General features: G+C 39.0%; 23 protein-coding genes. All 23 read right to left on the reverse strand.

Features of this window, described 5'->3' with window-relative positions; translation table 11 throughout:
* Positions 1-202 precede the first annotated feature (202 nt).
* The 23 genes from HCN53_RS00710 to HCN53_RS00820 all read right to left on the reverse strand — a co-directional run bounded on the left by HCN53_RS00710 (position 203) and on the right by HCN53_RS00820 (position 23530).
* Positions 203-685 (reverse strand): hypothetical protein, encoded by a 483-nt coding sequence (locus HCN53_RS00710; RefSeq protein WP_167341671.1) that lies wholly within the window; start codon positions 683-685, stop codon positions 203-205.
* Positions 672-1766, reverse strand: a complete 1095-nt coding sequence (locus HCN53_RS00715; protein WP_206063927.1) for a CBASS cGAMP synthase — start codon at positions 1764-1766, stop codon at positions 672-674. Before HCN53_RS00715 ends, HCN53_RS00710 begins: the two co-directional genes overlap by 14 nt.
* Complete coding sequence (locus tag HCN53_RS00720; protein WP_167341672.1) at positions 1714-2715, reverse strand: CBASS cGAMP-activated phospholipase; 1002 nt, start codon at positions 2713-2715, stop codon at positions 1714-1716. Before HCN53_RS00720 ends, HCN53_RS00715 begins: the two co-directional genes overlap by 53 nt.
* A gap of 112 nt (positions 2716-2827) precedes the next feature.
* Complete coding sequence (locus HCN53_RS00725) at positions 2828-3511, reverse strand: ATPase (RefSeq protein ID WP_167341673.1); 684 nt, start codon at positions 3509-3511, stop codon at positions 2828-2830.
* A complete protein-coding gene (locus HCN53_RS00730) occupies positions 3508-4206 on the reverse strand; it encodes a hypothetical protein (protein ID WP_167341674.1) in 699 nt (232 codons plus the stop codon). Before HCN53_RS00730 ends, HCN53_RS00725 begins: the two co-directional genes overlap by 4 nt.
* A 5-nt stretch (positions 4207-4211) precedes the next feature.
* Positions 4212-4490 (reverse strand): helix-turn-helix domain-containing protein, encoded by a 279-nt coding sequence (locus tag HCN53_RS00735; RefSeq protein WP_167341675.1) that lies wholly within the window; start codon positions 4488-4490, stop codon positions 4212-4214.
* Between the two features lie 182 nt (positions 4491-4672).
* Complete coding sequence (locus tag HCN53_RS00740; protein WP_124979864.1) at positions 4673-5530, reverse strand: RteC domain-containing protein; 858 nt, start codon at positions 5528-5530, stop codon at positions 4673-4675.
* A 115-nt stretch (positions 5531-5645) separates the two neighbouring features.
* Entirely contained in the window at positions 5646-7610 is a 1965-nt protein-coding gene (locus HCN53_RS00745; protein ID WP_167341676.1) for a heavy metal translocating P-type ATPase, read from the reverse strand.
* An 11-nt stretch (positions 7611-7621) separates the two neighbouring features.
* Positions 7622-7828 carry a GDCCVxC domain-containing (seleno)protein gene (locus HCN53_RS13025; protein ID WP_083798876.1) on the reverse strand — a complete coding sequence of 69 codons (207 nt, stop codon included), beginning with the start codon at positions 7826-7828 and terminating at the stop codon, positions 7622-7624.
* A gap of 5 nt (positions 7829-7833) precedes the next feature.
* On the reverse strand, positions 7834-8421 hold the full coding sequence (gene merTP / locus HCN53_RS00755; RefSeq protein ID WP_121917036.1) for a mercuric transport protein MerTP: 588 nt from the start codon (positions 8419-8421) through the stop codon (positions 7834-7836).
* Between the two features lie 59 nt (positions 8422-8480).
* Complete coding sequence (locus HCN53_RS00760) at positions 8481-8894, reverse strand: Fur family transcriptional regulator (RefSeq protein WP_013188075.1); 414 nt, start codon at positions 8892-8894, stop codon at positions 8481-8483.
* Complete coding sequence (locus HCN53_RS00765; protein ID WP_167341677.1) at positions 8887-9528, reverse strand: cation diffusion facilitator family transporter; 642 nt, start codon at positions 9526-9528, stop codon at positions 8887-8889. The genes HCN53_RS00760 and HCN53_RS00765 overlap by 8 nt, the downstream gene beginning before the upstream one ends.
* A 5-nt stretch (positions 9529-9533) precedes the next feature.
* Positions 9534-10757 (reverse strand): efflux RND transporter periplasmic adaptor subunit, encoded by a 1224-nt coding sequence (locus HCN53_RS00770; RefSeq protein WP_167341678.1) that lies wholly within the window; start codon positions 10755-10757, stop codon positions 9534-9536.
* 5 nt (positions 10758-10762) lie between these two features.
* Positions 10763-15208, reverse strand: coding sequence for a CusA/CzcA family heavy metal efflux RND transporter (locus HCN53_RS00775; RefSeq protein WP_167341679.1), 4446 nt, complete (start codon positions 15206-15208; stop codon positions 10763-10765).
* Positions 15209-15328: 120 nt separating this feature from the next.
* On the reverse strand, positions 15329-15724 hold the full coding sequence (locus HCN53_RS00780) for a hypothetical protein (protein WP_167341680.1): 396 nt from the start codon (positions 15722-15724) through the stop codon (positions 15329-15331).
* 51 nt (positions 15725-15775) lie between these two features.
* Complete coding sequence (locus HCN53_RS00785; RefSeq protein WP_167341681.1) at positions 15776-17512, reverse strand: efflux RND transporter periplasmic adaptor subunit; 1737 nt, start codon at positions 17510-17512, stop codon at positions 15776-15778.
* 4 nt (positions 17513-17516) lie between these two features.
* Positions 17517-18008, reverse strand: coding sequence for a DUF305 domain-containing protein (locus HCN53_RS00790; RefSeq protein ID WP_174270037.1), 492 nt, complete (start codon positions 18006-18008; stop codon positions 17517-17519).
* 25 nt (positions 18009-18033) lie between these two features.
* A complete protein-coding gene (locus HCN53_RS00795; RefSeq protein WP_105018628.1) occupies positions 18034-18741 on the reverse strand; it encodes a PepSY domain-containing protein in 708 nt (235 codons plus the stop codon).
* Between the two features lies 1 nt (position 18742).
* On the reverse strand, positions 18743-19327 hold the full coding sequence (locus HCN53_RS00800; protein ID WP_105018629.1) for a DUF2911 domain-containing protein: 585 nt from the start codon (positions 19325-19327) through the stop codon (positions 18743-18745).
* A 19-nt stretch (positions 19328-19346) separates the two neighbouring features.
* Positions 19347-21848: a heavy metal translocating P-type ATPase gene (locus HCN53_RS00805; RefSeq protein WP_105018630.1), complete on the reverse strand. Its 2502-nt coding sequence runs from the start codon at positions 21846-21848 to the stop codon at positions 19347-19349.
* Between the two features lie 18 nt (positions 21849-21866).
* Positions 21867-22238, reverse strand: coding sequence for a nuclear transport factor 2 family protein (locus HCN53_RS00810; RefSeq protein ID WP_240919370.1), 372 nt, complete (start codon positions 22236-22238; stop codon positions 21867-21869).
* Between the two features lie 239 nt (positions 22239-22477).
* Positions 22478-22933: a heme-binding domain-containing protein gene (locus tag HCN53_RS00815; RefSeq protein ID WP_105018632.1), complete on the reverse strand. Its 456-nt coding sequence runs from the start codon at positions 22931-22933 to the stop codon at positions 22478-22480.
* A complete protein-coding gene (locus HCN53_RS00820; protein WP_105018633.1) occupies positions 22934-23530 on the reverse strand; it encodes a DUF3347 domain-containing protein in 597 nt (198 codons plus the stop codon).
* Between the last annotated feature and the right edge of the window lie 5 nt (positions 23531-23535).

The following is a 23535-nucleotide window of genomic DNA, read 5'->3' on the forward strand; positions in this document are numbered from 1 at the left end:
CAATGATTATCTAAATGAAGATTTAAAAAAAGATGCATCATAAATTAACCATAGCAGTTAGTTTATTATTTGAATAATTGTGGTAATCATTGCTGGTACCGCGCGGAACCGTAGGCTCTTTTTAGTGAAGAGCGAATGGACGAATGCAGCTTGCGCAATGAGGTAATGAGTGATGAGCTGGCAAGTGCCGTAGGTGGGGAAATTATATGTTGACTTCGATTGATTTAATATTAGTTAAGCGGTGATCAATATGAGGGTGTTCCCATTTCCCAGTTATATTATAAAGTTCGTAGTATATAAACCATTCTTGAGTCCAAGGAATAATAGTATCATAAAGATGATGTTTCCGAAAATCCCATTTCAAATTATCTGTTTCAGAATGGTATAAGCATAATGAATTGTCTTTAGGAAACATATGGATATCATCGTTATATTCGATAGTTGGGCTATCTATCAGGACTTTGGGCGAACTGATTCCATTATAGGTTAAAGTATAACTATAGAAAATAGAATCAACAGTAGGTTTTGAATAACCTTTCACGATTAACAGGTCGCTTGATATTTTACACTTGAGGAAATCAAAATGCTGTTTAAGTAATGCCTTTTCCCTTAAAAGGATTGCCCTACGAACTTGCTTTGCTCTGGTCTGTTGTTTATTTCCCCTTATAAATTTACTTCCCGCCATAATTCGTATGCGGTTTGTTTTTTACTGCCCCACTTTCTTTTATCTTACCATCTCGAGTTGTATATGCATTGCCAGAAAGAATTGTTGAAGACTGCTCTTTCAATGCCTTTTCTTTAGTATCGACATCTTCGTCGGCACCCAGCGGGAATGTTTTCCCCAAATGTTTTCGCCAAAGCTTACTTGCAGCAAGTTGATTTTTTTCGTCCTCTACTGCTGTAGTTGCATCATCTATAAATGCCTGAAGATTATCTAAAAAGTAATTTCTCCTATCCTCGTCATAATCTGCAAAAAGATCATCGTAGGGTGTAGCTGGAACTATACATTCAAATTCATTATCCAAGTTATTTTTAATCGCTATCAAAGTTTTTTGTAAAGCAATATCATCCCTATCGTCTGCTATCAAGTTTTCTGCACCAAGAATGCACATAGATAAACCATTAGGCATTCTGTTTCTTTTATAGTCTCCCCAACCCTTCAAATATTTAACAATACGAATAAGCTGAGGATTATCTTTTTTTTCAGAATCAAACCAGGTTACTACTTCTTTTGGATCACTCTCAACAATTTCTTCATTTTTAACTGCGAGTTTTGGATGTTGCCAATCTGATGGAAAATAGTAGACAGGATAGTCAATGTGATAATTACCCGCATATATGACCCTTACGCATCTTTTTCTGTGTTGTGGATGCGTTGATGTGGCGCCATCGACTGCATCTTTGACCCATTTTTGTAAAGTTGTTCCTGAGACACCTTCCTTCCTTCTAAAATAAACACCATCGTCAAGGTCACATTCATCATCTTTAGTTATTATTGTAGTACCCATCTTATAACTACCTTGAATATAAAACTCAGGAACATAATCAGGATGATTTTCTTTAAAGTGCTTAAGAATCCTCTTTCTTAATACTTCTTTAGAATCTTTTAAGCTATCTTTCTTCTTTTTGGTTATTGTTAGATTTTTATTGTAGTCTAAAAACAGTTTGTTGCAGTTTGCCATATTTTTCTTTTTCTTTTTTGGTTTATCAGTCTTATTTGACAGCAGCAGCAGACTCCCTGCTACTAAAAAAGGTATCCAGTACATAGTTACATTCTTCTTGATAGGTTCTTTGGGCGCGTTCCATTAATTTATCCAACTTATTTTTGTCAGTATCGTCCATTTGCAAGTTGAAGTTGTGGTCGTATTCAGTATCAATACGATGATATATAAAATCATCATTGAACTTCTTAAGAACTGAAATCGTATTATGAGTAATCTGAGCTTGACTTTGCATAAAAAGATCAATCAATCTTTTTTTCATAATCCAATAAGCAAGTGGCCATCTTTTGCGCTGTTTAGTATCTGTAAATTTTTTGTGACCAGTACCTATAGAAAAGAGCTCAATGTCTGACAATTCAGATTCAAGTCTTGTTTGAGCTTCTATAACGCCAAGCAAGGCTGGATTGTTAGCATAAACACCTCCATCCACCTTATTAGAAAAATGTTCAATGCTGTTGCTATCTTGTTTTCTAAAAGTATTTGAGTATGCATTGAAATAGGTAGGGGCAGCGGAGGTTGCCATACCAACCATATACATTGGTATATGCTTATCAATTAGTAAATCAGTTGAATGAGGTGTTTTGAGTATTTGAGTTTTGCCATCAACTAAACTATAAGTTGGAATTAGTAGTTTTACTTGTGCATCGATAACACGAGGATCACTATCATCAATATGATATTTATTAAATATTTCCTTCAATAAATCTTCAAGTGGTTTATTATTATAAGAGGCATATTTGAAAAAATTTCGACGTTTACTACCAAAAATGGTACTTGCATTGTTTCTGTAAAGATTAAGAATCTCTCTTGCAGGAATACCTAATGACAATGCTAAAGCTATAATGCCACCGGTAGAAGTTCCACATATTAAATCAAAATGTTTGTGAATATTACCTTCTCCAATTTCATCTTCTATGGATGCTAAAATTTGAGCAGGAAACACACCCCTTATTCCACCACCATCAATTGATAATATTCTGCACTTCTCTATCATTTTAATATTTCTTTAACAAACTATGTTCAAGAAACTTGCCATTCATCTTGCATTGACAAATAAACCCAAATGGACATAAGATATATGACAGAATGTCAATTTATTGTTTAAATTATTTCCTCTTATCCACACTATTCTCATCAAACGAAATCAGGTTAAACATTTCACGCATACGAGAGCGCACGCGCTCGCCGTATTTTTCTTGCAGCTCGTCTGCGTTGAGGTTTGTGGTGATATGGGTTTTGATGCCTTTCTGTTTGAAGATGTCGTATCTGGATATGAGGATTTCGCCCATTACGTTGCAGTCCTTGCCGTAGTAGCGGCCTACGTGCTCTACACCCAAATCATCAAAACAATAGGACTTATGGTCTTCGTAGTCCTGTATCATTTTGAAGCCAATACCATTAAAACCAAAAACGATATTCCGGCACGGAATGAAGTTGTAACCGCGCTTGTGTGGAACGATGTGCGGTAACAACCGCATCAATGTGGTTTTACCACATCCTACTGGACCTGTTAATAGCAGGCCTTTATCTATGTCGATGTCGTACTTCTTACACTCGACTGCATCAGCTACGAAGTAGCTGCAGAGCTTGTACAACAATTGTTTGTCTTCATCGTAAAGTTTGAAGTTCTTACCGAAAAGTAACTTCCCTTTGGCATCAATGTAGCGAGCTATGCTTGCGAAATCGTATTGGATAAAGCTACCGTCAAACGTACCGAGCTTATATTCCACAGCACCTTCAATAATGATATGAGGGTTCTTTGGGTCGAATGTAGTTTCCGGTGTTTTCATAACGGCTTATTATAATTCTTGTTCCGAGTGGTATGCAGGTTGTCCTGACCCTTCGACAAGCTCAGGGCAGCGTTTTGGGACAGCTCGCTTTTCTGTTTTTCTTGTTTGAGTTCTTCGGCTTTTAGCATCCAATTTTTCGCGGAAGCGTGCCAATTCTCAATTTTGATTTTCCCGCCAATCTTCCAGCCGATAGATTGGTAGTGATTGAAGAATTTTTGCGCCTCGACTTCTGGCCACTCTTCTTTTTTAAAAAATTGTAGAACTTCAATTTCATTTTTAGGCTTGGGTAGTTTATAACTGTTTTGATTAGTTTGTATATGTTTATTAGAACGTACCACTTCTTGTCCTTGATTTGGGACACCTTGGTACACAGCTTGTTCCAATACTTGTCCAGAGGTTGTCCCAAATTTGAGCATCTTAATTTTAGACCCTTTGAACGGATTGTGCGACGGCTCATAAACCAAATATTTGTAATGGTTCAGCTCTTTGACACAACGGTGATAGGTAGATTTTGACCCAATCTTTGACAGCTTCATCACATCCTCACGGTTGACGTGAAAGCTTTCGCGAAAGCGATGATGATTCCACAACTGGAATAGCGCCAGGTATAAACTGATGTGTGTGGGATTTAGTCTGCCATCTTCCTGAAATGATTTGAATACTGCGTTGAGGTGCTGGATGTAGTTGACTTCCATTCCATTTATTGAGAATTATCAATACGGTTCTCGAGAATTACTTTCGTAATCTCATCTGCATCATAGAATATGATGCCACCAATTTTTGAGTAGGGAAGTGTGCCGTTGATTCTCAAATTCTGAAGTGTTCCAGGACTCACTTGAAGCATTTCCATAACCTCAGCTGACTTGAGATATTTCTTCTTTTTAGGTTGAACAGGTGTCTGAATAAGTTCTTTTAGGTCCTCGAGTAATTCCATTTTGAATTCTCTTAGGTCATCTGATGTGATAATCGATGTGGGCATAGTAAAACGGTTTAAAATTAAAACAACCGCCGAACTGCTTGCAGTTCAAAGCGGTTGCTTTGCTTTGATTTGACATTCGTTTTACAAATGTGTGGTTGTTTGATGAATTTTATTCCCAAGTTGGGAATGGGTTGGTAAGAGTTTTAACATTTCAAAGTGTTTAAGTTACTCATTCCTTATGTCTAATATCTTTCATCATCATTTTTCATTTTTTGTTCAAGATCTGTTTTGAGCTTAGTCAAAAATCTTGTTCTATCATTTTTACGCTCTTTAATTTCAAAATAGGTGCGATAGAAATTTCCTAATTCTAAATCAAATAATTTTTCACAGACCAATGCCATCTTATTGATTTCTGCCTGACCATTTCTAATCGCACCAGACGCTTGCAGTGCATATATAATCTCAACTAAATCAGTCTTGGAAGCGGTCCAGGATAAATTATTAAGAATTGCTGGGCTGTCTGGCTCAATTGATAAGTTGAGTTCTTTTTTACGTAGTCTATCCAATTCTTCATTATAATGTTCAATCAACAAATCATAGGCTATTATCTGAGCTGCCAAATTATCGTGACTGGTGCTAAATTCTGGATCTGTATAAAAGTGTGAAGAGTCAGACGCTAAGCCTATCTCGTCTTTGCCACGTACGAAATAGTATTTGTCTAAATTTTTTTCATCCCTTCGATAGTAACCTACAAAATCAATGTTTTTAAAATTATGTGCCTCCAACTTCAATACGGCTTCATCAATGTGCGCCCGTTGTTTTGCTATACTTCCTTGAGGTTTGAGAAGTAAATATTTATGAAGTTTTACAAAAAACTTTAGTCGTCCATATACATAAGGTTTTGTGTATTTGAAGAAATGTACCTCAGCTTTTCTACTTCTAAATTTTGATGATCTAAGAGTAGTTCTGAAACTATGAATACACATTCTTGACTTTGCAATTCCATTGCTTACGATTGCTATATCTGATAGGTCAGATGTAATGATGGGTTCAATTTCTGTTTTGTAATTTGAAAGTGTAGCGAGTAAATTTTTTTCCATTGGTTGATGTTTGCCAAGAAAATTAATTTAAAAACAATTCCTTTCATAACAGAAAACCGTAAATGTAACTTTTGAGTAAGTGAATCATCCAGTTGACTTATTGAATTCTACAATGCTATTCCCACTTCATTTTCTGCAATCGAACAGCATTGAGAATAGCAAGCAATGCGACGCCCACATCTGCAAAGACTGCTTCCCACATTGTGGCGAGACCTCCAGCGCCTAATATTAATACAATAACTTTCACGCCAAAGGCAAGTATGATATTTTGCCAAACAACCCGACGTGTAGAACGGCCTATTTTTATCGCTCTTGAGATTTTACTGGGTTGATCTGTTTGTATAATAACATCTGCGGTTTCAATAGCCACATCGCTACCAAGACCGCCCATCGCGATTCCTACATCACTAGCCGCAAGTACAGGCGCATCATTAATACCATCACCTATAAAAGCCACCTTAGTATCTGGTTGCTGTTTTAATTTTTCCACCTCATTGAGTTTGTCTTCTGGAAGCATTCCACCTTTTGCCCAGTCGATGCCTAATTCTTTTGCTACTTCTTGAGTGATAGAATCCTTATCTCCAGAAAGCATAATAATCTTATCGATTCCTGCTGCCCTTATTTCTTTGATCGCTTGATGCGCATCGTCTTTCAATTCATCGGCGATTGTTACATAACCTGCAAATGCGCCATCTATGCCTACCATCACTATAGACTCAACAATGTTATCGGTTGCTGCTGGAACTTCTATCTGATGTGCTGTCATCAATGCTTTGTTCCCAACTAAGACTGTTTTTCCATTTACGCTACCTTTCAAACCTTTACCTGCAATTTCAGAAACGTCTGTAGCATTATAATCTGCTCCTTCAGCCTTATATTCCATAATGGCTATTGCTATTGGATGCGTGGATTGCTCTTCCATTGCCATTAGGTATTTCATAAATTCTGCTTTCGCGAAAGCGGAACCAGTAACAATTTCTTTAATCTTAAATACTGCTTTAGTGACCGTTCCCGTCTTATCCATCACTACGGTATTAACTTGAGTCATTGCATCGAGAAAGGACGCACCCTTAAAAAGAATACCATTACGTGAAGCAGCTCCCAAACCACCGAAATAACCTAGCGGTATTGAGATAACCAAAGCACAAGGACACGAAATCACGAGGAATATCAATGCACGATATAACCAATCTCTAAACACATAATCATCTACAAAAAAGTAAGGAAGAAACGTCAGGCCGATGGCAAGGAATACAACGATAGGCGTATAAATCCGCGCAAATTTTCTAATGAACAATTCCGTTTTTGATTTTCTAGCAGTTGCGTTTTGCACCATATCGAGAATACGTGCAATGGAACTGTCCTTAAATTCTTTTGTTGTTTCAACTTCAATAACTCCATCGAGATTAATACTTCCAGCAAAAACACTATCGCCTTTAGCAATTGTATCAGGCTTGCTTTCACCTGTCAAGGCCGCAGTATTAAAAGATCCCTTTTCAGAAAGCAGAATACCATCTAGTGGGACTTTTTCGCCCACACGCACTTGTATCTTTTCGCCAATTTCAACTGTCTCGGGATTTACTGAAACATAATCGCCATCACGATAAACTAATGCCTCATTTGGTCTTACATCGAGTAGGGCTTTTATATTTCCTTTTGCACGGTTAACAGCCGCATTCTGGAAGAGTTCGCCCACAGCATAAAACAGCATTACGGCTACCCCTTCTGGATATTCTCCAATCGCAAATGCACCCAAGGTGGCAATGGACATTAAGAAAAATTCTGTAAAGACGTCTCCACGCATAATACTTTTCCAACCTTCTTTAATAACTGGAAAACCTACAGGTAAATAAGCAATGGTGTACCAAACAATCCGTACCCAACCTTTAAAGGCTGGAATGGCATCAAAATAATCAACAGCTATGCCTAGAATAAGCATTAGAAAGCTTACTATCGCAGGGATGTACGTTTTAAATGCACTTCCATCTCCGTGATCGTGATTGTGACCATCATCGTGAGAATGTTCGCCTTGATGTTCTTTTGGGTCTATGTCACGTAAGTTTACTTTTTTCTTTTTCATCTAATTTTGTGTTAGCAACAACTTTTGTTTTGTTGAATTGGTGGACAAGGAACGGTTCCGTATGAGCAATACACGCAGCAATCTCCTTCCTTTGGTTTGAGAACTATTTTACAATCCTTACATTCATAAAAGAACTGACAGGCATTTGTTGGCATATTTTCTTCTTTTTTATAACCACAGGCTGGGCAAGTGATTTCCGATTTTAATATGGTTTGCATCAATTTTATTTTTTATCAGTTACTTTATACCCTGTAGCATTAATTGCTTTCTCAATTTCCGTTTCGTTCGTTTTAGTTTTATCATACTTAATAATTGCGTTAGCATTTTCGTATGATGTTTTTGAATTTACAATTCCGTTGAGTTTATTTACTTCGTGGTTTACGTGTGCTTCACAACTGGCGCAGGTCATACCGCTTATTTTATACTCTGTTGTTTTGATATTTGAGTTATTAACTATTATGATTTGTTTTTCGGTTTTTGGATATAACATACTTGAGTAGTATGGGAAAGCCAACATCACAATTGCAAATGCCGTTACAATACCTAAAAAGGTTTTTGAATACATAAATTTTGGTTTTTCATCCGTTTCACATTCGCAGTCTATTTCTTTTTCTGGTTTCAATTTTTGATACCAAGCAAACAGAAGAACTAATATTGTTAGCCCTATTAAGTAAGGTCTAAATGGTTCTATCCAAGAAAAAGTTGAAGCTACACCACTTGTTCCTGCAATTAATGCCAAAACAGGTGTGATGCAACACAATGAAGCTGTAATTGCTGTTAGGATACTTGTAACCGCTAATTTATTTTTCATTTTATTTAATTCATTAAGTACAAAAATGCAAAAAATAGTTGCGCAACTGTTGTGCAATGTCAACTACTGCACTTTTCACAAACACCTGTCACAACAAGATTTACATCTTCGGCTACGTAGCCATCTGGAAGGTTGATGTGTGGTATTTTATGTTCTGTCAAGCAAACAGTTTCATCACAATTACTGCAATGAAAATGCAAGTGTAAATCTTGATCTATCTCGCAATTGCAACCTGGCTCACAAAGTGCGTACTTAGTGATTCCGGTACCATCTTCTATTTGGTGTACAATACCGTTCTCTTCAAAAGTTTTTAATGTTCTAAAGATGGTAGATCGTTCCGCTTTCGCGAAAGCGGTCTCTATATCAAGCAAAGCCAGTGCAATCTTTTGTTGAGCCAGATATTTGTAGATCAAAATGCGCATTGCGGTAGGACGCACCTTATGATCGCTCAATGTTTTTTCTATTTCAGTCATTTTTCGCGATGTTATAATTGATGTTTCTGGCTTTGTTGTAGGCTTCCCAGCCTTCTTTTGCCGCATAGGGCACGATAAGCAATGCTGCCACAGGGTCTGCCCACCACCAGCCTAACCAATTGACCAATATCAGTCCTATAAGAACGACCACGGTTTGGTATAGACAAATAAAGGTGTCTTTAGCATCGGCCATTAAAGCTGGACTGTCCAGTTTCTTTCCATATTTTCTTTTGAAATATATTAGAATTGGATTTACAGCGAGGGAAACCAATAATATAATAAGTCCCAAAGTGCTCCAGTTTGCAGTTTCTTGATTTATAAGCTTTGTAATGGAGTCATACGAAATGAAAACACAGATGAGCGTAAATGAAATTGCTATTACGTTTAACGTGATTTTTTGTCTTCGTTTTACTTTTTCTTCATCAATACCTTTAATCTCGCCGTGTAGTCGCCAGCCTAATGTTCCCGCACTTACGACTTCAATTGTGCTGTCTAATCCCCAACCAATTAATGCTGAACTATTGGCCGTAAATCCTGCTATAAGCGAGACCACTACTTCAATAACATCATAAACAACGTTCCAAATCTGTAGCGTTCTGGCTTGTTTAAGATTATTTCTTCTTGTCTTATCCATAGTTATTAATGTTCGTGTTCAGTTTCTCCCTTTTTCATTTCTCCCATCAGGTAATAGGCATTGTTGAATGCAAAACGTGTATTGGGATCTGGGGTTTCAAAAAAGCGTATGGCAATCCAGTCGCCATCTTTCTCGCCGGTTGTAACCTCTACTGGTTTAAAACTCCAAGCATCGCCTTCTTTTTGCGCTGTAAATACATAATTCTTTCCAGCTTCTGTAACTATGGCACTTTTAGGTAGTGCTGTAGTCTGTTGGTTATCAACTTCAATTTTACCTTTTATATACATACCAGGGATAAGACCACTTTCTTTATTCTCAATTTCAGCGTGAACGTGCACTGCTTTTGGGTCTTGTTCAAAGGTCTGGCTAACCGAATAAATTACGGCTTCCAGTTCTTTTCCTGGACGCGATTGGATACTGAAACGTACCTTTTGTCCCTTCTTCACTTTGTCCACATCTTTTTCAAAAACCATCAAATCTGCGTGTACGTGGTCTGTATCTACTATTTCCATAAGATTGGTCTGTGGTTCTACATATTGACCAGTTTTTATGAAAACCTTTTCTACCACACCTGCAATGGGACTGCGCAACGCAACACGCTGGTATATGGTACCATTGCGCACGCCACTTGCATTGATGTTGTACTGTCGCAACTGTGCTTCAAGCCCGTTTACCATTGCGGTAGATGACCGATAGTCTGCCGTTGCTTTTTGAAAGTTCATTCCAGATGCTACACCAGCTTCATAAAGCCTCTTTTGACGTTCATATTCTTGCTTTAAGAAGCGACTGTTGCTGTATGCATTTAGGTAATCACTCTGTATCTGGATGATGCTGGGATGTGATAAATAAGCAACTGCTTGATTTTTCTTGACTTCGTCGCCTTCTATTACTTCTATGGATGCCACATTTGCACCTGCAAGCGCGGTAATATTTGCTTCGTTTTGCGGTGGCACTTCCAGCGTACCGTTTGCTTCTACATAACCACTCATATTGCGTTGCGCGAGTGTATCAATTTCCATTTGTAAAGCTTCAAACTGCTGTGCCGTGAGCATTACTTCTTCAGCTTCGCCTTCCATATTATCTTCTTCATCTTCCCCTTCAGAGTGATTTTCTTCTGTTTCAGAATGGGTGGCTTCATCGTGGCCATCTTCAGTTTTTGAGTCGCCACAGCTGGTTAAAGTAAATGCTATTAGCATAGCGGCTATTGGTATATATTTTATCGTTTTCATCTTTTTTAGTTTTGGAAATATTGTAAATCAAACAGGGCTTCTAAATAATTATCAAGTGCGTCCAGCGCATCCATTTCGGTCTGTATGGCATCACGTATTATTTGCGTGAATGCTGCATAATCCAGCGCTCCTTCTTTGTATGCCAGCAATGCACCTTTGCGCTGGTCTATGGCAAGTGGCAAGGCTTCGGTTTTATAGAAAAACCAGGTATCCCGCCATCGTGCATAATTTTGTTGTGACTGTACGAATTGCGATTTTAGCTCGCGTTGTTTGAAAATAGCATTGGTTTCTGCAATCTGTGCATCGAGTTTTGCCGCTTTTGCACGACTACGGACTGGTCCAGAAAACAGCGGTATGGAAATACCTGCTTGATATGTGTAGAAACCACTATCACCATTGACACGTTGCAGACCACCTTGCAGATTAAACTGGGGCAGTAAATTTGCCCTAGCAGCATCATAACTTGCTTGTGCTTCATCTATACGCTTTCGCGAAAGCGATAACTCGGGATGATCATTCAATGTATCATCAGTCTCTAAAATTGAAATTTCAGTAGCGCCCAATTCATCAGTAACGCCGTACATCGTATCTGGTGTCAACCAAAGGTTGAGTTTTTGCAGAGCTATAAAATAGTCTGTTTCTGCCTGCTGAAACTTATTGTTGATCTGTAGTGCTTGATTGCGCGCAGCGGCGTATTCCAGTCTTGAAATGGCTTCCACTTCATAATTGAGTTCTACAGATTGTGCAAACTGCACATAAATGCTGTCCAGTTCTCGGTACAAAACAAATTTCTTCTTTGCCTGAAAAGCTTCAGACCAGGCTTTTTTGACTTCCAGTTCTATCTGGATTTCAGATAGGTCAAATGCGGTTTGTGCCAATTCAATACGTTGTTGTTGCAAACGTTTTTTAGCACCTATTCCCAGTAAATCAATATTCTGCTGCCCGATGCCTATCAATGTATAAATGCCCTGACCATCTGCCACTTCTTCGCCACCTGTAAAAACTTGGGTATTACCGAAGTCGTAAGCAATGCCCTTAAGTGCGTTCTGTCTTTCTATTTCGAGTTGGCTCGTCTTGAGTGCTGGATAATTCTCTTTGGCAATTTCTACAGCCCGAGATAAGGTAATGGGTGTAATGCTATCCTGAACAATGAGGTCTGGCACAGGTGCTTGTGTTTGTTGCCCTTTCCCTTCGACTGCGCTCTGGGCAGGCGCGAAAGCGGTACCACCTAACATAAAACCAAGTATTAAAATCGTGGCCAATGCTTGCGGATTAAACGAACCAATCTTGTTCTGGTCTTTGCGCTCACGTCGCTTTTCTATAAAGGTATAGAGCACGGGAAGTACGATCAACGTGAGTAGGGTGGCCGTAAGCATCCCACCAATAACTACCGTAGCGAGCGGTTGTTGCACCTCTGCACCGGCTGATGTGGAAAATGCCATTGGTAAAAACCCAAAAATATCTGTGGTGGCCGTGAGCATAATGGGACGAATACGTTCTTTAGTCCCTTGAAATATTCTATCCTTTATACTTATCACACCTTCTTCTTTTAAGGAATTAAATCGGTTTATAAGTACCAGTCCGTTAAGAACTGCAACACCAAATAGCACAATAAAGCCGACACCTGCCGAAATACTAAATGGCATATCCCGCAACCATAGGGCAAACACACCACCGATGGCCGCCAAGGGAATCGCTATGTAAATCATTAGCGATTGTGAAAAGGATTTTAAGGCAAAGTACAGCAGTATAAATATTAAAAACAGGGCGATGGGCACAACGATTATCAAACGATCCTTTGCGCTTTGTAGATTTTCAAACTCGCCACCATAGGTAATATAATAGCCTGATGGCAAGTCCAGTTCTTCATCTAATTTTTGCTGAATATCTTTTACTACAGACTCCACATCCCTGCCTCTTGCATTTACACCTACGTAGGTTCTTCTATACGTATTGTCACGTGAAATTTGCATAGGTCCAGGGACGTATTCAATTTCGGCTATTTCGATAATGGGTATCTGATTGCCATCCTTAAGATCGATATACATATTGCGTAGGTCATCGATACTTTTTCTATGGCTTTCATCAAATCGTACCACGAGATCAAATCGTTTCTCGCCTTCAAAAATTACTCCTGCAGTTCCGCCAGCGAATGCGGTACTTATGTAATCATTTACTTTTTGAATATCCAGTCCATATTGCGCCATTTTATCACGCTTATATTTTACGGTCATCTGTGGTAATCCTGCAGTTCGTTCTGCACTCACATCACCAGCGCCAGGAACGGTCTGTATAATCGCTGCCATTTCCTGAACCTTTTGTGATAACACCTCTAAATCTTCGCCATATAGCTTTACCGCAATATCTTCTCTTACACCTTCTAACAGCTCGTTAAATCGTAACTCTACTGGTTGGGTAAAAACTAAATTTACACCCACGAGTTCTTCATCTAATTTGTCTCTAATGGCATCTATCAAACCTTCTTTAGTAGTAGCTGTTGTCCACTCGTCCATATCCTTGTTTAGGATGATGTACATATCTGCAATATCCATAGGCATAGGATCGGTAGGAATATCTGCAACACCTATACGAGCTGTGACTGTTTTAATTTCAGAGAAATTTTCTAATAGGATAGTTTCTATTTTCTTGGAAACTTCAATAGATTCGGATAATGAACTTCCTGGTCTAATGAGCGCTTGCATTGCTAGATCTCCTTCATCAAGCTGGGGCACAAATTCTCCACCCATATTAGAAAAGATAAAACCAGCAATAAGAAGTAATACGGTAGCAGCTGATAAAACAATAAGTTTTAGTTTAAGGGCTCCCTTTAATAATGGCATATATGCACTATGAATAGCACCTATAATTTTATCGCTTATTTTTTCGAGCCAACGCTCGAACCTGCCGAACCAGTTTTTGGTATTTTGTACTGGTTTCATAAAAAGCGCTGCCATCATAGGCACATACGTGAGACACAAGATGATGGCACCTATCATTGCAAAGCCAAAGGTGTATGCCATAGGTTTAAACATTTTACCTTCTACACCAGTTAGAAAAAGTATAGGCGTAAAAACGATAAGGATAATTATCTGTCCAAAAAAAGCGGAACCCATCATCGTGCTTCCTGCATCATAAGCCACTTTATCCATCACGCCTTGATTGAATTTTAGCTTGCCAGACCTAATCCGTTTTTGGATCTCATAAACCGTTCCTTCTATAATAATTACCGCACCATCTATGATAATCCCAAAATCAATAGCTCCCAAGCTCATTAAGTTTGCCCATACATTAAACTGCTTCATCAGGATAAAGGCAAAAAGTAAGGACAATGGTATGGTCGTGGCTGTTATGATTCCACCTCTTAAACTACCCAGCAATAACACAAGGGCAAAAATCACTATAAGAGCACCTTCCAGTAAATTAGTTTTAACCGTATCTGTAGTTCTGGCAATAAGCTCACTACGATCAATGATAGGGGCGATCGTTAAACCTTCTGGCAGGGATTTTTCAATTTCTGCCATACGATCCTTTACATTTTGAATAACTGCATTAGGATTAGAACCCTTGAGCATCATAATCATACCGCCCACGGCTTCCTTACCGTCTTGGGTAAATGCACCATAACGTACCTGACTCCCAAAATGGACACGCGTTGCTACATCTCCAATTGTTATGGGAATGTTGCCTTCGTTGATAATCGAGATATTCTTGATGTCTTCCAAAGAGCGAATAAGACCTTCGCCTCTTATGAAGTTTGACATTTTATTTTTCTCAATATAGGCACCACCTGTATTGACATTGTTCATAGCAAGAGCGTCATACACTTGTGAAATGCTGATGCCCATACTATTTAACTTCTCTGGATCGACGGCAACTTCGTACTGCTTAATGCTACCACCATATGAGTTAACTTCTACCACACCTTCCAGTAAAGTAAGTTGTCGTTTGATAACCCAGTCCTGGATGGTACGCAGTTCCATAGGCGAATATCTGTTTTCAAATCCTTTCCCTGGCTGAATGGTGTATTCATAAATTTGACCTAATCCTGTGGAAATGGGACCCATAGATGGACTTCCAAATTTTTCAGGGATAGATTCGCCCAGTTCGTTTAGTTTTTCCTGTACCAGCTGTCGAGGAAGATAGGTTCCCATATCGTCTTCAAAAACGATGGTTACTACAGAGAGTCCGAAACGTGAGATAGATCTTATTTCGGTAACGCCCGGTAAATTACCCATAGATAATTCTACAGGATAGGTCACGAACTGTTCAATATCTTCCGTTCCCAGATTGGGCGATTGCGTGATGACTTGCACTTGATTATTGGTAATATCTGGCACAGACCCAAGATTTACCGTTGCCATTGACCAGATACCAACTCCTATAAGAGTCAACGTAAACAAGCCAATAATAAATTTATTATTGATTGAAAAATCAATGATTTTGTTAATCATAGATTAGAGAATTAATTCAGTTAAAAATTAGTTGTACGCTTTCGCGAAAGCGAAAACATCATAAAGTTTTTCAATTAGAAAAACTTCAAAACAGGATAGAGCTATCCTATGAAAACTGAATTATGCCCGAGGTGGCTGAAAAAGAGATTCCAGATATCTGGAATTGAATTGAAAAGAATAATATGAATATGTCACCCTTTTTTCAAAGAGAAGTGGCTTTATGGTTAATGCGTTAGAAGGCGTTAAAAAAACTTTAGGATAACAGCATTGATGATGTGAATGTACAGGCGCACTATCGTCGTGCGAGCCATCGTGATGGTCTTTGTTATCAGACTCATCATTGAAAACTACCTCTACTACATATTCATAAAACGTATCTCCACCATACTCTTTATGCATTTGGTAATGCGATAAAAAATGTGAAAACTTCTCTATTTGTTCACATATTTCCATATTGGCTGTAGCCCCTTGAAAAAGGAATAAGATTGCCATTGATATAGAACAAAATGCTTTCATATATATTACAAAGATAAAAGAATAATGATGCAATTGAGTTGCAAAGGGTTTTTACAACGAATCAATTAAACTTCCGCAAGTCAACATTGCATCGCCATAGTATGGATTTCTTATTTCTTCTTCCATACTTAACCATACCGCACCTTTATTGTTATTTGCCATAGGGCATTTCTGAATGTAATAATTTGTCGAGTTTTCTATGCTCATTGCAATAGGCACGATATTCTCGTTTAGAATGACGAAGTGAGAACGCTGATTTTCCAGAATGTCATTGTTTGCAATGGCATCCAGCATCTCAATACTTTTGGTTAAATGTTGTTTTTCCATCGTACCTAAATCATCAGTCGATATTGCTTTTAATTTTTCTGATGTCGCTTTCGCGAAAGCGGAAACTTGACTTGCATCGCTTGCTACAAGGGCATCTTTCATTTTGAGATATGATGGTAATGCTTTGTTGAAATCAGAACTAAACGCATTACTGAAACTCATTTCCATATCGCCCATCATTGCTGATTCGTCCTGCATCATTTGCTGATTCATCATTGATTTTTTACCCTGTAATTGTGCTGCTGCATCTACCGTGAACGTTCCATTGGTAACAATTTCATCGCCATTATTTAATCCGGAAGATACTTGGTAAGTTTCGCCAGAGCGATTGCCCAAGGTCACTTCGCGCATTTCAAACACAGGCTCGTTAGGATTGGTTTTAATATATACCAATGAGCGCTCGCCCGTCCATAGTACAGCACTTGCAGGTACAGTAAGGGTATTTTCCATAGTTTGCGTTGCGCCTTTAACCTTGCCCGTCACAAACATTCCTGGTTTAAACAGGTTGTCTCTATTTTGAAGGGTTGCACGTACCGTTACCGTGCGTGTCGCATTATTTAGAATAGGGTCGATGAATGAAATAGTTCCTTCAAATTCCTTGTTAGGATAGGCATTGGTCGTGATGTTGATTTTTTGCCCAATGTTGAATTGCGCTATTTGATTTTCATAGGCATCAAATTCTGCCCAAACCGAATTGAGGTTGCTCAACTTCACAATAGGCTGTCCTTGATTTACATAATCGCCTTGTGCTGCCATTACTTCTGAAACCGTTCCGGAAACCGTTGCATAAATCGGGAAATTCTCTCGTACCGTTCCACTTTCTTCAATAGCATTGATTTGTGTATCTGAAAGTTTCCAGTTTTTGAGTTTATTGCGAACTGCTTTATACAAAGCGGGTTGCGATTCTTTCAACGATGCTGCGGTAATCAATTCCTGTTGTGCCGCTACAAGGTCTGGTGCGTAAATGGTTGCGAGCAGCTGACCACGATTTACTTGTTGACCTTCATAGTTGACGTTGAGTCTTTCTATTCTTCCTTTGAAATAGCTGGCTTGCACAGTATTGTTTTCTTCATTAGCAGCTATTTTTCCAGAAAGGGATATCATCCCATCATCATCGCTGGCTTCTGCATTGCCCACGATAGTGGTTTGAATATTTGCCAACGCCATTGCGTTTTCAGTCATTTTTATCTCGTTTGCAGCGAGACCTTCTGCACCAGCTTCTGCAGGGATTAAGTCCATCCCACATATAGGACAATCGCCAGCTTCTGGTTGCATAATCTGTGGATGCATTGAGCACGTCCACATCTGGTCTGCACTCTCGCCAGAGTGGTCGTGTTGATCAGACATCTCGGATATATCCTTGTTTGCCATAGTATCACTTGACCCGTTTCCAAAAATGAGCCAGCCTGCGCCCAGACCTATTATTAGGGCTATTGCTATATATAAAATGTTCTTATTCATAATCTTATTTTTCGTTTTCTAGACGTTCAATCATTGCTTTCATCTCTGCAATTTCCTTACGTTGTGCCTTAATAATGTCTTCTGCCAGTTTTTTTACTTCTGGGTCTTTAATATCTGCACGCTCACTTGTTAAAATTGCTATAGAATGGTGCGGTATCATTGCTTTCATCCACAGTACGTCGCCCACAGTGGATTTTTGGTCGCGTACTAGTCCTAATGCTCCCAAAAACAATATAACACTACCTGCGAGAATTGCAATATTCTTTTTCTTGTCTTTATACATATTCAACATAAATAACAACATAATAACAGCCATAGTAGCTATTCCTAAACACACCATATAAAATCGTGTAAGACTGAACCACACGTGGTCAAACTCGTAGGTATTTAAATACATTGTGATGTACATTGCTATAAATGATGACCCTAGCATAAGGAAGAATTTAGTGTATTGGCTCATTCCTTTGTTCTTGTTTTCGTGTTCGTTTGAATTCATAATTTTTGGTTTTATTTGTTACTAATTATTTGATTTTCTTTTTTAGTTTTCTGATTGATGGGGAACTGATATACCACAAAACGAAACCGCTTAAGACAGTTATCAATCCCAAAAGTGAAAATGCCCTTAACAACAACGTGTTGAAATTATCCCTTCCCTGATAATCCATTGTATGGGTCATCCATAGAAAATCAAACCAGCGCCAGTCTCTGTGTCTCACCGTTTGAAAAGCGCCATTTTCAACCGCCACATAGGCTTTTAAATTTTGTGGTGTCTCATACGAGATTTCATAAGCTGGAAGTGGGCGACCTCGATATTCGTGATGTGGCCCTACAGAATCGACTAATTGAATTTTTGCTATTTCTAAATCGTTCAACATATACCTATTTGCAACTTGTTGTGCCTCTTCTTTAGAAATTCCGTTTTTCATTTGTCCCGTTCTTGCGTTATAAAGCTGTGCTTCATTAATCCAATAATAAGGTTCATTGGCTATTTCCAGTAATTCCAAAGATTGTACGGGTTCTTTAGTAGCAAGTTGGGATGTGCCGAGCAAATCATTAAATGTAGTCTTTAAAGGTGCTTCTTTCTTAAAATGGTCGCCGTGTATCTCGTCGATGTCTGTCCAGCTGAAATACATCCCACTAATCGTCCACATCAGAAACTGAATCCCTAAAAAGATACCCAAATAGCGGTGCGCTTTTCTAATCCATTTCGCTGTTTTTCTGTTCACCATTTTACTTTATTTCAAAAGGAAATTCAATCGTGACTTTTTCCCAACTCATTGATATTGTTCCGGAAGTCTCAGTTGTTTTGTTTACGTTATACTCTAAATGTTCTTTAATTTCTTCGGAAATTTTAGGTGTCACTTTAAATCGTAATACATCATCATTTTCATTATAGTCGTCCTTACCGTGTTGGTTCCAATTCCTGTTGAAAATGACAGTCCATTCTTCTTGATTCGGAATTACAAAAAACCCATATTTCCCGGCTTTCAATTCTTTACCGTCAATTTCTAAATCCTTATTTGTTTCAAGCCAAGTAGCCATATGGGCACCAGCCTGCCAGACTTGGTCGTAAGCCAACAGTCCACCGAAAATAATTCTATCCCTTACGCCTGGCGACGAATAATCTATATGGATATGTGTATCGCCTATCATCGCCATTGCCGATGTATGTGGACTAAGGGTTTTTTTGTTCTCAGATTTAGGTTCACTCTGGGTATGATTGTGCTCTATCTCTATTTTGGTATTATTCTTTTCTTCGTTTTTACATCCGCTGACAGCAACTACCAATAGGATTATCAAAATTTTATATTTCATAAGTATTTAATTAGTTAGATTATATGTTTTTACTTTTTAGACGTAATGAGTTGGCAATTACCGATACCGAACTGAAGCTCATCGCCAAAGCCGCAATCATTGGCGATAAGAGTATTCCAAAAAACGGATACAGTAGTCCTGCTGCAATAGGGATACCCAGCGTGTTATAAATCATTGCAAAAAAGAGGTTTTGTTTGATATTGCGCATTACTGCATCACTTAGATTTCTTGCCTTTACAATACCGTGTAAATCGCCTTTCACCAATGTAATGGCTGCACTTTCAATGGCAACATCCGTACCTGTTCCCATTGCGATACCTACATCACTTTTAGCGAGTGCAGGTGCATCATTGATACCATCGCCTGCCATTGCAACCACCTTGCCTTGCTCTTGTAATTTCTCGACTTCCTGCAATTTGTTTTCTGGTAGCATACTTGCTTGAAAATCGGCAAGGTTAAGCTCATCTGCGACAGCTTGGGCGGTGTCGTGATTATCACCAGTAAGCATAATGACCGCAATTCCCTTATTCTGCAAATCCTTGATAGCTTTTGCACTTGTTTCCTTGATTTTGTCGCCGATAACGACGTAGCCTACAACTTGACCTTCTACAGCGAGATAGGAAACCGTTTTCCCTTGTTTTTGGTAGGATTGTGCCTCGTTTTCCATAGCTTCGGTAAGTGTAGCATTTGCCTGTTCCATCATTTTGGCGTTACCTAAAGCCACTTCTTTATTGTTAACTTCACCTTCAACGCCTTTTCCAGTTACTGCGTTAAATCCATCTGCTTTTAAAAACTCTGCGTTTTGTTCTTTTCCATATTTTACGGTGGCTTCCGCCAGCGGATGTTCACTTTGGCTGTTCAAGGAAACAATGTATTGTAGTACTTCGGTTTCGGTAAAACCCTTCTCAAAAGAACCCACTTTCTCAACTGTAGGTTTTCCTTCGGTTATCGTTCCGGTCTTATCGACAATGAGAGTATCTACCTTATCCATTTTCTCAAGGGCTTCAGCATTCTTGATAAGCACCCCATTTTGTGCGCCTTTACCAACACCGACCATTACGGACATAGGTGTCGCAAGCCCCAAAGCACACGGACAGGCGATAATTAATACGGCAATCGCATTAACCAAGGCATAAACATAGGCTGGCTCTGGGCCCCAAATCGCCCAAACGCCGAATGTCACAGCAGCGATGATGACCACGATTGGCACGAAATATCCCGAAACGGTATCGGCCAACTTTTGGATGGGTGCACGGCTTCGACTGGCATCATTAACCATCTGTATAATCTGTGATAACAGGGTGTCAGACCCCACCTTTTCAGCTTTCATCAAGAAGGACTGATTGCCGTTGATAGTTCCGCTACTTACTTTATCATCTACTGATTTGTTTACAGGAATGGGTTCGCCTGTAATCATCGATTCATCGATGGAAGTTTCGCCTTCGGTAATAACGCCATCCACAGGAATCTTATCGCCCGGCTTCACACGTAGGATATCGCCCAATTCAATTTCATCGATGGCCACTTCCTGTTCTTCCCCATCAACTACCTTTATAGCCTTGTTAGGTGCCAATTTTAAAAGTTCCTTGACTGCGGAATTGGTCTTGCTATGCGCACGAGCTTCGAGGACTTGACCAAGTAGAACCAAAGTTAGAATCACCGTAGCAGCCTCAAAATAGACGTGAACCGTACCGGCTTCGGTCTTGAATTGGTCAGGGAAAAAATCGGGTACGAGCATCCCGAACACGCTGAAGAGCCAAGCAACGCCAGCACCGATACCGATAAGCGTAAACATATTTAAGTTCCACGTCTTTATACTGCGGTAGGCACGTTCAAAGAACATCCAAGTAGCGTAGAATACCACAGGAATAGAAAGCGCAAATTGAATCCAGTTCCAATATTTTAATTCTAAAACATCATATAAGGGGTTGTTGGGCAGCATTTCGGACATTGCAATGATAAAAATGGGCAATGTGAAAGCGACCGCTATCCAGAACTTTTTAAGCAGTTTTTTATAGGTCTTTTCTTCTGCGGATAAATCGGGTTTCATAGGAACTAAATCCATTCCACAAATTGGACAGCTTCCCGGTTCGTCCTTAATAATTTCTGGGTGCATCGGGCAGGTATATTGAGTATCAGAAGTAGTCGCTAAATTCACTTCTTCGACCAAATCCATTCCGCAAACAGGACAATCGCCTGGTCTGTCGTAAGTCTTGTCGCCCTCGCAATGCATCGGACAGTAAAATGTTCCTGTTCCTTTGCCTTTAGGTTTATCAACTTGCTTCTTATCGTGGGTATGATGATGTTCCCCATTTTGATGGATGCTGTATTGCCCACCGTCCGCTTTTAGAGCCTCTTGAAATTTTTCGATGGGAATATGTGCTTGCATTTCGATGATCGCTTCGGCTTTTTCTAAATTGACAGATGCATTAGTAACACCTTCTATTTTGGAAAGCGTCTGTTCGACGTGGTTTCGGCAACCATTGCAGGTCATTCCGTGTATGTGATAGGTGTGTGTCATTTTATGATTGGCTAAAAATTATTTAACATTTCTGGATGATGAATGTGTTTTTACTATCTGCCATTTTTCCTCTATCTTCTTAAGGATAGAAGTCGCCACCCCTTTTTTCTTTATGGTTCGAGTATTGCCTTTATCATCGGGATTGAGAACTATGGTGTAGACATAAGTTTCGGTAGTAAACGCATAGGGCAAATCTACTTCTGCATCAATTTCATAATCTGAAAATTCAAACTTCTTGAAATGCCCCAATTCTGGACCCAAATGATGTTCTATATAGTGGGCATAGGTGCCTTCAACACCACCAGATTCAAAAACCTCGGAATCTTCTGTAAATAAGTCAAAAGTACCTTCGGTTGTCAAGTTTTGTAGCGCATCTTTGTAGGTTTTCATTACTTTAAGCACCGCTTGCTTTTCTGTGTTTGTATCTTGTCCGAACACTTGGCTTGTTGCTATTATAATTAATGCGAATATTGTAGTTTTTCTAAGTGCATTCATCCTGTTTATTTTTAAGAATTTTTACTCAAATTCATTTATATCATTATTCATTTTTCTAATATTTTTTATTGTGCCTGACAAGGGAAGGGCTACTAACTAACCAACCATCAACTTTCCCTTCCCATATCAGGACTTTATTCCAAACTGTCTTTTAACGCTGTCATATAATCTATTATCATCCTCTTATATTCATCTGAAAGAATTGCATCTTTATGAATGAGTGTATAAGAATCCAAGGGCATTTTATCTTCTTCAATTTGGCTTATGATAGACCGAAGTTTACTATTCTTTCGCCGGTCTGAATATGTTGCCCATTCATTAAAATTAAGTTCGTCCTTACCTTCTTGTATGTGATCTTCCAGAAACCAAGCCGCAGGCTGTATCTTACTATACCACGGATAATCTGTATTATTACTGTGGCAATCGTAGCAAGAAACCTGCAACCGATTTTTTATCGTTGCAGGCACTTGATTTTCGACCATAAAATCACTTTGCGGTACATAATCGCTCTCGTTCAGAATTATTGGAAAGAACTGAATCACTATCAATGCCACAAGGGCAAGCCACGCTATGATTTTTAAAAACTTCAATTAGTTGATTTCTCGCTGTACTTTACCGCATTTCAACATTTTGTCACCGAAATAGGGGTTTCTAATTTCTTCGTTCATACTAAGCCAAGCACCACCCTCATTATTATTATACATAGGGCAGAATTGCTCGTATATCTTCATCTCTGTTCCAGTAATGGCAACCATATCGGTAACATCCTTGCTTAATATCTTAAAGTGCTCACGTTGGTGTGCCATATCACTTTCTGAAATGTGTTCTGCGTGTTCAATTGCGTCTTCCATAATATCCTTGAGTTCTTGTTGCTCACTATCTGAATAGCTCGATGCATCAAAACTGCCTAAAGTGCTTGCCAGCGTGGCGCCCAGTTGTTTTGCTTTGTCATTGTCATCGCCTACAAGAGCATCTTTTAAGTTGAAATAGTCATTCAAGATTGCTTCTGCTTTTGCATCTTGGTTGTCATTCATCGCCATATCGTCTTTGTCATCGATAGACTCTTGATGCATCTCATTACTCATAGGTGCAGCCGGTTCGTTCTTGTTTACATCTTTGCAGGAAACCGTTAGTACCGTTGTAGCAGCAAGTGCCATCATACCTAGTGTTCTTTTTACTTTTTTCATCTTTG

Origin of the sequence: Nonlabens sp. SY33080, assembly GCF_011784885.1 — a bacterium.
Lineage (GTDB): Bacteria > Bacteroidota > Bacteroidia > Flavobacteriales > Flavobacteriaceae > Nonlabens > Nonlabens tegetincola.